The organism is Brevibacillus sp. MS2.2 (assembly GCF_013284345.1).
Taxonomy (GTDB): domain Bacteria; phylum Bacillota; class Bacilli; order Brevibacillales; family Brevibacillaceae; genus Brevibacillus; species Brevibacillus brevis_C.
Window position 1 is genome coordinate 18343 of the sequence record NZ_JABSUZ010000055.1, and the last position, 12355, is coordinate 30697.

The 12355-nt window shown below is 49.1% G+C and carries 12 protein-coding genes; all 12 read right to left on the reverse strand.

The window, feature by feature from the left end:
* Positions 1-74: 74 nt before the first annotated feature.
* Positions 75-1328, reverse strand: a complete 1254-nt coding sequence (gene ftsA / locus HP568_RS28140) for a cell division protein FtsA (protein WP_007717723.1) — start codon at positions 1326-1328, stop codon at positions 75-77.
* Between the two features lie 142 nt (positions 1329-1470).
* Positions 1471-1818, reverse strand: a complete 348-nt coding sequence (locus HP568_RS28145) for a small basic family protein (protein ID WP_007717721.1) — start codon at positions 1816-1818, stop codon at positions 1471-1473.
* Between the two features lie 2 nt (positions 1819-1820).
* Complete coding sequence (locus tag HP568_RS28150) at positions 1821-2567, reverse strand: DUF881 domain-containing protein (protein WP_048033744.1); 747 nt, start codon at positions 2565-2567, stop codon at positions 1821-1823.
* Between the two features lie 20 nt (positions 2568-2587).
* Positions 2588-3298 (reverse strand): DUF881 domain-containing protein, encoded by a 711-nt coding sequence (locus tag HP568_RS28155; RefSeq protein ID WP_048033745.1) that lies wholly within the window; start codon positions 3296-3298, stop codon positions 2588-2590.
* A 22-nt stretch (positions 3299-3320) separates the two neighbouring features.
* Positions 3321-4106 carry a cell division protein FtsQ/DivIB gene (locus HP568_RS28160; RefSeq protein ID WP_048033746.1) on the reverse strand — a complete coding sequence of 262 codons (786 nt, stop codon included), beginning with the start codon at positions 4104-4106 and terminating at the stop codon, positions 3321-3323.
* A gap of 134 nt (positions 4107-4240) precedes the next feature.
* Entirely contained in the window at positions 4241-5497 is a 1257-nt protein-coding gene (gene murA, locus HP568_RS28165; RefSeq protein ID WP_048033747.1) for a UDP-N-acetylglucosamine 1-carboxyvinyltransferase, read from the reverse strand.
* 15 nt (positions 5498-5512) lie between these two features.
* Positions 5513-6418 carry a UDP-N-acetylmuramate dehydrogenase gene (gene murB / locus HP568_RS28170; RefSeq protein ID WP_048033748.1) on the reverse strand — a complete coding sequence of 302 codons (906 nt, stop codon included), beginning with the start codon at positions 6416-6418 and terminating at the stop codon, positions 5513-5515.
* 102 nt (positions 6419-6520) lie between these two features.
* The gene (gene murG, locus HP568_RS28175; protein ID WP_173630832.1) at positions 6521-7624 is read right to left on the reverse strand and encodes an undecaprenyldiphospho-muramoylpentapeptide beta-N-acetylglucosaminyltransferase; all 1104 of its coding nucleotides are present in this window, start codon (positions 7622-7624) and stop codon (positions 6521-6523) included.
* 80 nt (positions 7625-7704) lie between these two features.
* On the reverse strand, positions 7705-8799 hold the full coding sequence (gene spoVE, locus HP568_RS28180; protein ID WP_048033750.1) for a stage V sporulation protein E: 1095 nt from the start codon (positions 8797-8799) through the stop codon (positions 7705-7707).
* 65 nt (positions 8800-8864) lie between these two features.
* Positions 8865-10229: a UDP-N-acetylmuramoyl-L-alanine--D-glutamate ligase gene (gene murD, locus HP568_RS28185; RefSeq protein WP_173630833.1), complete on the reverse strand. Its 1365-nt coding sequence runs from the start codon at positions 10227-10229 to the stop codon at positions 8865-8867.
* Positions 10226-11197: a phospho-N-acetylmuramoyl-pentapeptide-transferase gene (gene mraY / locus HP568_RS28190; protein WP_007717699.1), complete on the reverse strand. Its 972-nt coding sequence runs from the start codon at positions 11195-11197 to the stop codon at positions 10226-10228. The genes murD and mraY overlap by 4 nt, the downstream gene beginning before the upstream one ends.
* 42 nt (positions 11198-11239) lie before the next feature.
* A partial coding sequence (locus HP568_RS28195; protein ID WP_173630834.1) for a UDP-N-acetylmuramoyl-L-alanyl-D-glutamate--2,6-diaminopimelate ligase occupies positions 11240-12355 on the reverse strand: 1116 nt, incomplete at its 5' end.

Below are 12355 nucleotides of genomic sequence, written 5' to 3' on the forward strand. Positions count from 1 at the left end.
CTGTCAACTAAACACAATGGAACGAATCGACCTCATCATCGTCATTGTAGTTAAGCTCGGTAAAGCGAACACCATTAAATAAATTCGCTAAACCAGTTTTTTACTTTTTCCATCAAACCGCCGCCTTCTTTTGGCTTAGACGAGACGGTTTGCTTCTGAGTGCCCTTGAATGAGGGGGTCACGCGAATGCTGCGGCGCTCCATCAACTGCAAGGCATATTGAATCAAACCTACCCCAGTGGTGTAGGCAGGATCTCGCACTCCGATGTAATCAGGAATCGCAATTCGAACAGGTGCGTCCAATTCTTCTTTTGCCAATTCCAACATGCCAGGCATGGCTACGGTACCACCCGTAAGAACATAGCCCCCTGCAATTTCGTCGCGGTAGCCCAATTTGTATACAGCATCCTCGACTAATTGGAATATTTCCGCAGCGCGCGGCTCGATAATATTGGCCAAATCCACTTGCGTAAATTGCTTCTCGACTTCGCTGCCAATCCGGTTCACCTTGAACTTCACATCTTCAGATGCTTCGTCAATAAGGGCACAGCCATTCTTGGTTTTCACACGATCTGCCACATCTGTATGCGTGCGCAGTCCCAGTGAGATATCGCTCGTAATGTGGTCGCCACCGATGCCGATCACGGTGGTCGCTGCCAGTTTCCCCTGTTCGAATACACCGATCGTGGTAGAACCCGCACCGATGTCGACAAGAACGACACCCATATTTTTGTCATCTTTGGAAAGTGCAACAGTGCTAGCCGCAAGCGGTTGCAAGAATATTCCAGCTACACGCAGATTGGTTCGTTGAGCACAGCGAACGATGTTATGTACGACCGTTTTCAACCCGGTCACAATGGTCCCTTCCATTTCCAGTCGGACACCAATCATTCCACGCGGGTCCTTAATGCTCCCTTGTCCATCAACGATGTACTCCTTTGGGACTACCTCGATGATTTCACGGTCTGGAGGAATAGCCACGACCTTCGCTGCCTGAATTACGCGTTGAATATCTTCTTCTCGTATCTCACGGTCTTCGCTGGATACAGCGACAACCCCTTGGGTTTCATGCAGATCGATATGGTTTCCAGTGATCCCCACATACACTTCTTCGATTGAAACGCCAACCATGCGCTCCGCATGATCAACCGCTTCTCGGATGGCATGCACGGTTTGGTCGATGTCTACAATCACGCCCTTCTTGATGCCTTCTGAGTGTGATTGTCCGACGCCGATGATGTTGATGGAACCGTTGTTGATCTCGCCGATCATGACGCGTACTTTGGATGTTCCAATGTCTAGGCTGACGATGAATTCATTGCTTACCAAACCTGTGACACCTCCCCTGCTACGTCTTTTTTCTTGCTAAAGTGAGAACACCTGCATAAATTATTCCACACAGGACAACCATTCCCTTTTTTTCTTATTGATTTTTTGTAAAAAAATGACCATCTTCCCATTTTTCTTCGCGTTATTCTTGCTGATTGATCCATTTGGATAGAACAATTCTCCTAATGACAGCGAGATTGTTGAACAAGCGAACCCCGAAAGCCACGATCGCAGCCAAATACAGATCAATCCCCAAGAACCCTCCGATGAAGGCCAAGCCTGCTGCAAAAAGTGTGTTGAAAAAGAATCCAGACATGAAAATACGAACGTTAAAAGTACGTTCTAAAAACGAACGAATCCCCCCAAAGATCGTATCCAATCCAGCCAGGAGGGCTATTGACAGATAGCTGCTATACTCCTGGGGCACACGCCAATCCAGCAGGAAGCCGACAACAAGACCGACAATCAGTCCGATAAGCGGGAGCCACATGGTTACGAATCTCCTTTTTCTTTCACAGGTTTCATAAATTGAATGACACGCGTTTCGTTATTCGCTGAGATCATCAGCTTGTCCCGTTTTTCGGCCAGCACCTTCTTATTCGCCAGCTGAAAGTTCTCCTCTACGCCCTCCAGCTTCAATGCGGACAACAATACTTCAGGTTCCCCCAATGCTTTTATCTCATACGGAGCCCTGATCGTCCTGGTATCGATTTGGATGACGTCTCCCACATTGCGAATCGCAGTGGTAGCAATCAGTCGATGACCATTAATGGAAACAGCTTGTGCTCCGTTTGCAAACAGGATATTTACCAACCAGCGCAAATCTTCATCGTCAATCGTATAGTCTCCTACAACTGGCACAGGCATATGTTCATCCATAGCTGGTTCTGCAGGCGTATGGGCATCGACAACATCAATAACGATGCCTTCTCCCTCCATCCCTACCATACCAGCCATTCGGCGAGTCCGTGCCAACTCCTCTTTCATAACGGAGATACTTTCATCTTCACTGAGTGAGGTTTCGTATTGGTAGTACAGTTGATTATACTTTGAAATGTCTGCGAGCAGGTTTTTGTGTTTCTCCAGTTCTTTTTGCAACGTGGTCCGAAGTTCCGCGATGCTGCGAGACTCTTTATGGACAGGATGAAGACTGCTTCGTAATTGCACAGTCAACATCACACCTATGATAGCACTAATAATGGCAAGAATAAATGTGATTTTACGGCTTTTTTGTAACATAGGTAAACGCATCCTTTTATTTAGGAGTGTTTCGTTTTCGCATCACCAACAAAGGCAGGCAGTTCGACCCGCTCTTTTTTGGCTACGCTGATTTGGACAAAATCTTGCAAGGAGTGCAAAACACCTCCCGGCAAGTTCAACGCACTGTCTAGTGTGTCGGGATTTCCGATCGCTGTTACGACGAATGGAGCGGCCGACTTGATGCCGTTTACGATGATCGTGGGTCCAATGCAACGGATCTCGGAATTACTCACCACTCGCTGTCCGTTAATGCTGATCGCCTCTGCTCCTGCTGCACGCAGTTCATTGACGACCAGGCGCACATCCTGCTCATGTACGATGTAGTTCGCGATGTCTGCGCTGTTCGCTGCATTCTGGCTATCCTGCATCGTTATGACGATACCCGGCCCTTGGACAGCGACTACCCCTGCCAGCATCCGCGCCGCATCCAGTTGACCGAGTGTCTCTGCAGCCTCCGATTTACGCTCCGCCATCGCTTCTTCCACTTTGCCCACCTGACGCTGCAAATCGAGCAGTTGATTTTCAAGATGCCGATTTTGCTCCTTCTCAGCCAAAATTCGGTCATTCAATTGCGTTTCCTGTTGGAACAGCTGATCATTCATCCGCTCTTTGCGCGTAAGCTTGTTCGTTTCGAAGGAAGTGGCCACTAGAAAGCCGGTAGAAAACGTCACGATGGTTAAATACAAATGAAATTTGCGACGACGACTCATTGTCTACTTTCCCCTTTTTCATTTACTGCTGTGGTTGCTCTTGCCCTTCCTGAATAGGAATAGCCCCTTGAGCTCCGTACGGAATAAACCATGGCTGCTCAAACAAAGAGAGCACCCCTTTCGTATCTGGCGGCAATTCTTTCACGATCGTCGGATACCAGTTCATCATCTTGTCCAGCTTGTAGATAACGCTTCGTACTTCATTCCCGTCTCGCATGTACAGCGTGACGCGTTGCTTGTCGTAAACCGTTGGCGTCAGTGTAATATCCGAAATCTCCGCGAGTACATCTGGCGATAATTTCGATAGCGACTTGGCGAGATGGGGAAGGAGCTCAGGTGAGGCCCACGAGCTAATCAATGGCCTGTCCACTACGCGCTTGGCGAAATTAACCTGTTTGAGCACATAGCCATTGTCCAGTAAAGCATAGCGGCTTCCGTCCTGCCCACTCCAAAATGCGACGCGCTTTTGTTCAGTTATATGTAGCGTGATCAATCCTGGGAAAGACCGGCTCACCGTCACATCTTTAATGGCCTCTAATGGTTTCAAGTTATTTCGTACACTGTTCTCCCATACGTTTAGAAACTGCATGTCCTTTGTTAAGCCAGATTGTGCAATGATTTGCTCCGTCGTATAAATATCATTACCAATCACTCGAATCTCTTGCACCTTACTGTAAGGGGAGCGGATAAAAACGATGATGAGAATGGTAAGAAAAAACAACACTAGCAGAATGACCAGCTTGCGGTTGCCCCTTCTTCTGGGGCGTTGTTGCTTGACTTGCGGAATGCGTTCCTCGTATACCGCCATGGCCGTACCCTTCCTCATGTTTTTTAGGCTCATTGCCCAGAGCAAAAAAGTAAATTGCTGGATGTCTTTCGAATAAATGTCATTCAACAAAACAGGGAAAGCGGCATAACATTATGCCGCCCACTCTCCCCCGGTTAAATCGATACGCGTGATATATCGGCCCCTAATTGACGCAACTGCTCTTCCAGCCGATCGTATCCGCGATCGATATGATGGATCTGGTTCACCGTGGTAATACCTTCTGCAGCAAGCCCTGCGAGGACTAAGGCAGCACCTGCTCGAAGATCCGTAGCTTCGACATTCGTAGCGGTCAATTTATTGACACCCCGAATGATTGCGGAGCCAAGATCTACGTATATAGAGGCGCCCATTCGCGCCAATTCATTCACATGTTTGAATCTTCCTTCAAAAATGGTCTCTTTGATGACACTTGTTCCCCTAGCCTGTGACAGAAACACCATCAGCTGCGCCTGCAAATCGGTTGGAAATCCGGGATAAGGCGAGGTAATGATCCGGTCGTAGGCACGTGGACGGGAGGTGCTTTTGATTTCCATTATATCATGGCGGGTCTTGATTTCAACACCGCAGCTACGGGCGACCTCAATCAATGCCGTCAATTGCTCAGGCAGAGTATTGGTCAGTTCAATGTGTCCCTGTGAAATACCGACAGCCAGCATATAGGTTCCTGTCACAATTCTGTCCGGTATGATCCGGTAACTAACGGAACGCAAGCGAGGTACACCACTGATCTCAATCGTATCGGTGCCTGCCCCTCTGATCCGCGCCCCCATTGCATTCAGGAAATTTTGGAGGTCGATGATTTCCGGTTCTCGTGCTGCATTACAAATTCGGGTCGTGCCTTTTGCCAGCACAGCCGCCATCATGATATTTTCCGTTGCGCCCACACTAGGGAAGGAAAGAAAGATATTGGACCCACGTAATTGTTTGGCCCGAAATGTAATGTAGCCTTCCGTTTCTTCGATTTTGGCTCCTAGCGCAGTCAATCCAGCCAAGTGCAAGTCAATCCTGCGCTCTCCAATGTCACATCCACCTGGCCTAGAAATTGTGACCTCACCCAGACGTGCCAGGAGTGGTCCCGCCAAAAAAATCGAAGAACGCATTTGGCTCATTAAATCATCCGGCACCTGCGGGACACAGACAGACGTTGTATCCAGATCGACACATCCGTCCTCATGCTTCGTATTCGCCCCAAGCAACGTCAAGATTTCGAGCATGACTTTAATGTCTTTTAGATGGGGGACGTCATAGATATAGAATTGCCCTTCCGCGAGCACAGCAGCGGCAAGAATGGGAAGAGCAGCGTTCTTAGCACCTTGGATCCGAAGCGAACCGGACAGAGGTCTTCCTCCTTCGATCGCAAAAGTCTCCAAACTTTCACCTCCGTGTTACCCCTCGCCCACCACCAGGACTTCCGGATGCAGGTCAATCCCATTTTTCTCGAGAATGGTGCTCCGAACGTGATCAATCAAGGTGAGGACGTCGGCAGCCGTTGCTCCTCCGCAATTCACGATGAAGTTGGAGTGTTTTTCTGAAACCTGAGCTCCTCCGATCCGATAGCCCTTCAGCCCAGCCGCCTCAATCAGGCGACCTGCGTGGTCATTTGGCGGATTTCGGAACACGCTGCCGGCACACGGCATCTGCAGTGGCTGCGTATTGCGCCGTCGTTCCTTATTGGCAGCGAGCGTGCCCGCAATCTCTTTGCGATCTCCCGTCCTCAATTGAAAACGGGCCTCTAGCACGATCCCTTTTTGCTTTTGCAAAAGAGAAGTCCGATAACTAAAGCTCAGTTCCTCGTTACTCAACACTTTACTTTCGCCGTTTTCGAAAAGGATCTCGGCATCAATAAGAATACGTGAAAGATCAGATCCGTGTGCCCCCGCATTCATATAGACGGCGCCGCCTACCGTACCAGGAATCCCTCCTGCAAACTCCATACCTGTTAATCCCATCTTGCCTGTCTCCACCGCCAGGCGGATCATGGAATATCCGGCACCCACACACACCTCTTCGCCCTTGAACTCACAGTGGCTCAAGCCCTCGGCCACTTTAAGCACGGCTCCACGTATCCCTCTGTCCCTCACCAGAAGGTTTGAACCGCGCCCGATAACACTCCAAGGAATTTCATGACGATGGAGGATCTGCAAGGCTTTTTGCAAGGATGCTTTATCCTTGGGTTGGATTAACAAATCAGCAGGACCCCCGATCCGCCACGTTGTATGATTAGCAAGGGGTTCATCGGTCCACACTTTTTCGATTCCTGCTTGCATGAGTTCATCTGCGATCTTTTTCATTTGTGAACCTCCTGATACGTTTGCTAGGTCGGACCTAGTCTTCTCACGTGTTTGCTCCATACTATGCGTTCGCCCAGATCGGCGTGACAATCGCCCATCTGATCATTTTTTTCGTGTAATCGCCTCTAATTGACGGACAATTTCCGTCGCAGCCTGCGGCATCCCCAAGGAAAGAGAACTGTTTTTCATTTCTTCCCATTTCGCTGGATTGGCAAGGATATTTTCCAAGGAAAGGAGCAAGCTCTCTCCGGTAAGCTCCCGCTCTACAATGACATGAGCTGCCCCTGCGCGCTCCAATCCCCTTGCATTTTTCTCTTGATGGTTGTTCGTGACATACGGGGACGGAATCAAGATCGAAGGCACACCTAGTGCTGTTATTTCTGCCAATGTAGATGCCCCTGCACGACCAACCAATACATGCGTTGCCGCAAAAACATCCGGCATATTATGGACGAAAGGAAGCACAGAAATGTTACTTGGAAGTGTTCCCAGTTCACGAAGCTGTGCTGAAATCGTTTCAAAATGAACGTCGCCCGTCACATATACAAAATGAATATCGGTATAATTGCCCAACTGCGTAACAACCGAAAGCACGGCCTCATTGATTGCCCGCGCTCCCCTGCTCCCCCCAAAGATCAGCACGATTTTTTTGCTGTTGTCCAAGCCCAAAAAGCTACGTCCCGCCTCTGCATTACCGTGCATGACTTCCGTTGCACGAGGGTTGCCGGTCAGTACTGTTTTAGAAGCGGGGAAATGGGCAAGCGATTCTTTGAACGAGACGGCCACCCGAGTAACGGAACGAGAAAGAAACTTGTTGGTCAAGCCCGGCACTACGTTTTGCTCATGGATGAGAGTCGGAATCCCCAATCGCGAAGCTGCATATACGACTGGACCACATACGTATCCACCCGTCCCAATTACGACATCCGGCTTGAACTCGCGCAGCATTTTCTTGGCATCGCCAACTGCCCGGACGAATTTCCACAAGGTCTTCAGGTTGTCCAACGACAGCTTGCGCTTCAACCCGCTAATTTCCACGGATTGGAAAGGAATATTTGATTTTGGAACCAAACCTGCTTCCAAGCCTTTTTTACTGCCAATATACAAAAAGGCAGCCTGCGGATTTTGGCGGGAAACTTCCCTCGCCACCGCAAGCGCCGGATAAATATGTCCACCTGTGCCACCGCCTGTTAAGACGACACGCATACGTTCACACCCTTTTTTGAGAAGGAGTAGCAATAGGCTGATTTTCTTGCTTATTGCATACTCCCTGTTGAGGTTTCTATTTATCGAGAAAAACGAGAGATGTTCAACAAGACACCTACACCAGTGAGCATCAGTGTCAATGATGAACCACCGTAGCTTAAGAACGGCAACGTGATCCCTGTCACCGGAAACATCCCTGTCACCACGCCAATATTGATGACCACCTGGATGGCAATCATGCCGATGATCCCTAGAGCAAGCATGCTTCCGAATAAATCTGGAGCCGTAATCGCCGTCCGCATTCCCCTCCACAACAAGAGGAGGAAAAGCAGGAGTATGAGCGTGCCTCCGATAAAGCCAAGCTCCTCCGCGACAATCGAGAATATAAAATCATTGTAAGGCTCAGGAAGATACAAGTGCTTCTGTCTGCTTTGCCCCAGACCAAGACCCAACAAACCGCCGGGACCTATTGCGTAAAGGGATTGGATGATTTGATAGCCGGTATTGAGCGGGTCAGACCACGGATCGAGGAAGGACGTAATCCTTTTGATTCGGTAAGGTGCTGACAAAACCAAGCCGATGAAGCCAGCAACTCCGATCATTCCTAATCCAACAAAATGACTGATCCGTGCACCTGAAGCAAAAATCATGACAACTGCTGTTCCCATCAAAACCGTTCCTGTGCCCAAATCCGGTTGTAGCATGATCAAGCCAAAACAAAGAACTGGGATTCCCAAGGCAGGCATAAGACCTTTTCGGAACAAGACAATTTGCTTCTGATTATCTGCGAGCCACCTCGCCAAGAATGCAACGACGCCAAGCTTCGCAAATTCACCCGGCTGAATACCAAAAGCTCCAAAACCAAGCCAGCTTTTCGAGCCATTTACTTCAATCCCGATGATCAAAACCAGAATCAACAAACCGATGCTCATCAAATACCCTGGCTTGGCCCATTGCTTCCACACCCAGTAGTCGATATTCATCGTAATGTACATGGATGTAATCCCTAACAGAGCGAAGATCAGTTGCCTCTTGGCAAAAAAATACGGATCAGAAAATGGCGGCTTTTGCGCCACGATCGCGCTGGCGCTGTACACCATCACGATGCCAATTCCCAATAAAAAAAGTGTTGCAAAAATAATTACGAAGTCGGGGGCAGAGCGTACCTTGCTCATTGTGCCAGGTCATCCTTTCTCATGCCGTCCCGCTTTTGTCATATTCTTGATGGTACAGTGGGACGTTATGCTAGGCTTGTTTTAAGTCTATGCACGCCGTCCTTAAACATGCTCCCCCTTGTCTCAAACGAAGGAAACATGTCCCAACTCGCACAAGCAGGGCTCAGTAAGACCACATCACCTGATTCGGCCAACCGGGAAGCAGCAAGAACGGCTTTTTCCACAGTATCGACATGGATACGCTCATTAATCCCTGCTTCCTGAGCACGTTCCAGTAAAATCGGAGCCGTTTGCCCGAGAGCGATGACTGCTTTTACCCGACCTTGGATCACAGGTAGCAGTTCCCGAAAATCAACACCACGATCGAGCCCGCCGCAAATCCATACAACCGGCTCCTTGCACGCTTGCAAGGCACGCGATGCCGCTTCCGGGTTGGTCGCTTTTGAATCATTGAAGTATTTGACACCGCGAATCGAATCTACGAACTCCATCCGGTGCTCTACCCCTGGGAAGGTAGTAAGAACTTGTATAATCGATTGCTTGTCCGCGCCCGCGAGCTTCGCAACTAGAATCGCCGCCAGAGCGTTGTCCAGATGAGGAACGGTAATGTCCGCTATCGCTACGATTGGCTCTGTATTCCCATTCCCATCCGCAAGCAGGATCAAACCATCCTTGACAAAAGCTCCCTTTGGAACCTCTTGACTCTTGCTAAAGTAGTAGATATCTGCTGGGAGGTCTTTACATTTTTCTACGATCTCTGGTTGGTCATATGGCAAGATAGCTGCGTCATCTGATGTTTGGTTCGCAAACATTTTCAGTTTGGCTGCCAAATACTCTTCCATTGTGTGATGGTAATCCAAATGTGCAGGATACAGATTGAGCAAAACACCGATATGCGGGCGGAATTCCCTTGTCCCCATCAGTTGGAAGCTACTCAATTCGGCAACGAGCCATTCATCGGGACCAGCTTCCTCCGCCAGGCCGCACAACACGGTACCAATATTGCCTCCTACCTTCGCATCCAGACCCGCTTCTTTAAAAATCAGTCCGACGAGCGTAGTCGTCGTGGTCTTGCCATTGGAGCCTGTAATGCCGATAATCGGTGCCTTGGCAATCTGGGAGGCCAGCTCCACTTCCGTCACCACAGGAATACCAAGTGCCTGCGCCTGCTTGACGGGTGCCGCTTCATACGGAATCCCCGGATTTTTAACCACAAGCGCTACTCCTTCATGAATCAGATCATCTGGGTGATAGCCGCAAATGACCGGAATCCCCAACGATTCCAGCTCTTCTATCCCCACCGCTTCTTCACGTGGTTTTTTATCATTTACGACGACATGAGCACCAAAGCGGTGTAGCAGTTTTGCCACTGCGACACCGCTCTTTGCCATACCAATAACGACGACATGCTTATCTTGAAAACGCATCATCTGATTGTCACCACCTCAAGGTATACACCCAATCCAGCAAAGAACATACCGACGAGCCAGAACGTGACAACCACGCGCCACTCTGACCAGCCTGTTAATTCAAAATGATGATGCAGGGGACTCATACGGAAAATGCGCTTTCCACGTGTCTTAAAGGAGACTACCTGCATAATAACAGAGAGCGTCTCGACAACAAATACCCCACCGATAATAGCCAAGAGCAATTCCGTCTTGGTCATGATTGCAATTCCGGCCAGCGCTCCACCAAGTCCGAGTGAACCAGTATCACCCATGAACACGCGTGCAGGATGTGCATTGAAGACGAGGAAGCCAAGTAGCGCACCTACAACAGCCGCACTAAAAATTGCGGTGTCATAATCTTGACCAAACCATGCGATGATCGCATAAGCACCAAAAGCAATCGCTCCCGTCCCTGCTAAAAGTCCATCCACGCCATCTGTGATGTTAACGGCATTCGTTGTACCCACCAAGAGGAACAACAGGAATGGGAAGTAGAAATAGCCGAGCTCCAGCTTCCACGGTGTACCTGGCAGATGGATAGACGTGTCATGCCCCATCATGAGCAGCAAAATATAAGCGCCGATTGCCAAGACAATCTGACCAGCAAACTTCTGTTTGGCGGTCAACCCGAGGTTGCGTTTTTTCTTGATTTTGATGAAATCATCCAGAAACCCGATTAAACCGTATCCGAGAGTCACCAATAACAGGAAGTAAATTTCCATTTTCGCATTAGCAAACTTCAGCACGGTAAATATGAGTGCCAAAAGAATGATGGTGCCTCCCATGGTGGGAGTTCCAGCCTTCTTATAATGGGATTGCGGTCCTTCCTCACGAATTGCCTGCCCAAATTTCAGGCGGCGAAGGAATGGAATAAACAATGGGCCAATGAGTACGGCGATGAGAAACGCAGCGACGATCGTGACGATTAGGACGTTGTCAACGAACATGCCCGAGCCTCCTTTCTTTCGATGCAGTGTGTGGCATCTGTTTTATTCTTGGTTGTACCGGGCAATCGCTTCGCGCGCAACTTCACGGTCATCGAAGGGCAATACCTGGTCTTTTATAATTTGATACGTTTCGTGTCCTTTTCCGGCGATCAAGATCACATCGTCCGGCTTTGCAAGCGAAACGGCATGCGCAATCGCTTCGCGTCGGTCTGCCAGTGCCGTATAACGATCAGGTGCCACTTCTGACAAGCCAGCCAGCATGTCATCGAGAATCGCCTGCGGCTCCTCTGAGCGCGGATTATCTGATGTTAAGACGGTCAGATCCGCATATTTCGTTGCAATTTGCGCCATGATTGGGCGTTTGGTTCGATCCCTGTCGCCTCCGCAGCCAACGATGCAAAATACGTTGCCACGCGCAAATTCTTTGACTGTCATCAACGCATTTTCCAAGCTGTCTGGCGTGTGGGAATAGTCGACGAGTACGGCAAACGGCTGACCAGCATCTACTGCTTCAAATCGCCCATTTACGCCCGCTACTGCTTCCAGGCTCGCTTTGATTTCTTCTAGTGGAATACCTTCTGCGAGTGTAACCGCGATGGCTGCCAAAGCGTTATACACATTGAACTTTCCCATCAGCTTCAAGTTCAGACGTGCACTGCCAGCGAAGCTTTCGACTGTAAAAGAAGTTCCTTTACTGGTGATTTCGATTTGCTTTGCCCTTACATCTGCCGGTTGATCAATGCCGTATGTAATGACTCGCGCCGGTGTAACGGTAGCATATAATTCGGACGCCTCATCATCCGCATTCAGTACAGCCGTTTTTAAACGGTCTGTGTCATAGCTGTTGCCCAGCTGGGAAAACAACAATGATTTGGCGTAGCGATAGTTTTCCATCGTTTTATGATAGTCGAGGTGATCCTGCGTCAGGTTGGTGAAAACCGCTGTATGGATTTCGCAACCGCGGACTCTTCCCAGCTCCAATGCATGAGAGGAAACCTCAATAATCGCATAGTCTGTGTTTACATCGCACATGCGACGAAAGCTTCTTTGCAAATCTATGGCATCCGGAGTCGTATTTTTGACTTCCTCCGTTACGTCTCCAATTCTCATATGGATCGTTCCGATTAAGCCTGTTTGCTTGCTTTGATCGCTCAAAAT

Bases quoted from the DNA above. Each gene is read 5' to 3' on its own strand.
- HP568_RS28145 (WP_007717721.1), bottom strand. From the start codon at position 1,818: ATGTGGCTCCCGCTTATCGGACTGATTGTCGGTCTTGTTGTCGGCTTC.
- HP568_RS28150 (WP_048033744.1), bottom strand. From the start codon at position 2,567: ATGTTACAAAAAAGCCGTAAAATCACATTTATTCTTGCCATTATTAGT.
- HP568_RS28155 (WP_048033745.1), bottom strand. From the start codon at position 3,298: ATGAGTCGTCGTCGCAAATTTCATTTGTATTTAACCATCGTGACGTTT.
- HP568_RS28160 (WP_048033746.1), bottom strand. From the start codon at position 4,106: ATGGCGGTATACGAGGAACGCATTCCGCAAGTCAAGCAACAACGCCCC.
- murB (WP_048033748.1), bottom strand. From the start codon at position 6,418: ATGAAAAAGATCGCAGATGAACTCATGCAAGCAGGAATCGAAAAAGTG.
- murG (WP_173630832.1), bottom strand. From the start codon at position 7,624: ATGCGTGTCGTCTTAACAGGCGGTGGCACAGGTGGACATATTTATCCG.
- spoVE (WP_048033750.1), bottom strand. From the start codon at position 8,799: ATGAGCAAGGTACGCTCTGCCCCCGACTTCGTAATTATTTTTGCAACA.
- murD (WP_173630833.1), bottom strand. From the start codon at position 10,229: ATGATGCGTTTTCAAGATAAGCATGTCGTCGTTATTGGTATGGCAAAG.
- mraY (WP_007717699.1), bottom strand. From the start codon at position 11,197: ATGTTCGTTGACAACGTCCTAATCGTCACGATCGTCGCTGCGTTTCTC.